We start from the raw sequence: 2,922 nt of genomic DNA on the forward strand, positions 1-2,922 counted from the left end.
TTTTTGTTTTTTTCTAGGTAAGTTCTCAGTTTGTGGGTATGTTTTTCTCAATAAGTCAGGCTATTGGGGGCAGTGCTTACTTTTTCCTTGATTGGGCTGATTCCTTTTCTTGGAAGAGAGCTACCCTATGCGGGCTTCTGCGGGTCTTTTTGGCCGTTTTCTTGTTCCCCTCCTCCTGAGTCTTGGCCTTGTGGCGGGTGCGGGGCTGGCGCCGGCAGGAGCGACGGCACTGACCGCTCCTAGCTCCGAAGATTCCCTAGCTGGGCTTGATGCGCCGGTGTCTGAGGCGGTGGCGGGGTCCAAGGCGGCTGAGACGGGTCAGGATGTTGTTGTTGAGGCGGTGACTTCTCCGACGGAGCGGACGGTTGCTCATCCCGACGGGACCTTCACCAAGACCGTTAACACTGAGCCGGTGAGGATGGAAACGGCCACGGGGTGGCAGGAGATCTCCACCGATCTTGTCACCTCGGTTGAGAATGGTGTGAGGGTGATTAGGCCGGAGATGGTCCCGGTCGGAGTGACTTTGGGGGCTGGCGGGTCCTCGGTAATGTCGAGTTTGGATGATAAGGCCGGGCATGTCCTGCACCAGTCGTGGCCCTTCGGGAACTTACCGGTCCCGGTGATCAAGGACAATACGGCAACGTACCGCTCGGTGCTTCCGGGTGTGGATTTGATCCAGATCGCGCATAAGTCTGGTGTTTCCCAAGTGTTGAAGATCGCGTCCGCTGATGCGGCGAAGGATCCTCGGGTGGTGCGGATGCGGATCTTCCTTGATTCTGCCAACACGACCGTGCATGACACTGGTGCTGGCGGGCTTGAGGCCAGGGGTAAGGATTCTGGGGAGACGGAGTTGCGGACTGCGGCCGGGCAGTGGTGGGATTCTTCCCAGACCGGTGCTTCGGCGCTGGATTCGGGAGGGCCGGGTCTGACCCGGCCCTTCACGCTTAGTCTGGGCTCTGAGGCGGGGAAGCAGACCCAGGTTTTCGGGATGGGGGAGATTCTTTCCTCACCGGGTCTGGTGTTTCCGATCTATGTTGATCCGGATTGGTCCACGGCACGGGTGTCGTATTTGTATGTGGATTCCGGGTACCCGAATACCTCGTACTGGAACGGCCAATACACTGACACGACCGGTCATGTCGGCTACCTTCCCTCGTCATGGTCAGGGGACGGCATGAACCACATCACCCGCACCTACTACCAATTCAGTACATGGGTGCCGTACGGGAAACAGATTCTTGCGGCTCGGATGAACGTGTGGGAGTCCTGGGCATCCTCATGCACACCCACCCCAGTTGACGCCTGGATTACTGGAGGTGTAGATCCGGGAACAACATGGAACAACCAGCCCGGTCTAGTAGCAAAAGTTGATTCGAAGTCGGTGGCCATGGGCTACCCAGGCTGCGCTGCCGGGACCGTAGGGTTTGATCTGATGGGGGCGAAAAACATCCTCACAACGGTTGGACAATGGACCGTCTCGCTCAGGGCCGGCAACGAGTACGATCCGCTCGGGTGGAAGCGCTTCGGCAATGACGCAACCCTGAGCGTCACCTACAACACGCCACCGGTCACTCCAAACATTTGGACGATCACCGGTTCATTGTGGACTGGCACTCCGTTTGCCTCCACCTATGTCACGCGCCTTCGCCAGCCAACCTACACCGTAGGAGCCTCCGACCCCGACGGAGATGCTGGCGGCACAATCTACGTGTGGATGAGCGTCTTCAATAGCGCAGGCAGTCTCATGTTCTCGACGCCAAATGGCATCCCGGTCCCCGGATCCGGAGGCTACCCAACGTGGCAAGGTGGGCCTCTTCCCGACGGAAACTATCAGTTGCAGGCACAAACAAATGACCAAAACGGATCAGTTTCCGGAGTCATGCAGTTCAATTTTACGGTGGATACGACTCCGCCGCCGGCTCCGGTGATTTCTGCGGTGACGGGGAGTATTAGTAATTCTTCGCATACGGATGTGGCGGGTGTGGTGGGGGAGACGCCGTATGCGTTTTCGTTGGGGAAGGGTGCTGGTTCTTATGATGTGAAGGGTTTTGTGTATGCGGTGACGCCGGCGTCTTCAACGCCGACGTATCCGGCGAATCTGGCCTGTGATTCCCGGGTTAAGGAATACGTGGTGGTCTGTGGGGGCAGTGCCCAGATCACGGTCGCGGCGGTCGCGGAGACGAGCACTGTGACGGTGTGGGCTTTTGATACGGCGATGAATGTTAATACCCAGGTCCATAGTGCGCCGGTGAGTTTTACCTTCAATGTTCCGGCGAAGCCGGCCATGCTGCCTTCTACGGTTCTGCCATTGTCGTTGGTCGGTGGTGCCTCGGTGGTGAATATTGAGACGGCGAACGGGACACCTTTGGCTAATGGGTGTTCTGGGTCTGTGGATAGTGACGGTTCTGATCCTGATGTTCGCCAGGCCCTGCAGCTCGGTAGTGCCGGTGACTATGCCCGGACTGGTACCGGTGCGGTGGATACCTCGCAAAGCTTTTCGATGGCGGGCTGGTTTTGCTCAACGGCACCGACTACCGGGACAGTCCAAGCATTGGTGACACAAATGGCCGGTGATGGTTCTCCCGGGGCCGGGTTGCGAGTGGGTACGGGCGGGTTGGCGGAGTTGGCACAATTCTCCGGTGCCAATGGTGCGGGGATGGAAACGGTGAGAGCATCCGACACTATCGGGGCGGGGACCTGGTATTACGTGGCTGCGGTCTCGGATCGAATCAACCGACAGCTACGCATCACTCTCTCTACCTCTGGTTATACCCGGACGTGGACGGTAGCGACCACTACAGCCACCCATCTTCCCTCACCGACCACTCAACCGGTTTTGCTGGGAGCTAGCGGTCCGGGCGGGGTCGGGCAGTTCAAGGGCCAGATCTTCAACCCCATCCTCACAGCAGGTGTCCTGACCGA

The 2,922-nt window shown here is 58.5% G+C and carries 1 protein-coding gene; it reads left to right on the forward strand.

What is annotated here, in order from left to right:
- Nucleotides 1-127: 127 nt before the first annotated feature.
- Nucleotides 128-2,922, forward strand: a 2,795-nt coding sequence (locus CXQ94_RS21230) for a LamG-like jellyroll fold domain-containing protein (RefSeq protein WP_146070398.1), incomplete at its 3' end; no start/stop codon positions are given.

Source organism: Arthrobacter sp. GMC3, from assembly GCF_002929305.1.
Lineage (GTDB): Bacteria > Actinomycetota > Actinomycetes > Actinomycetales > Micrococcaceae > Specibacter.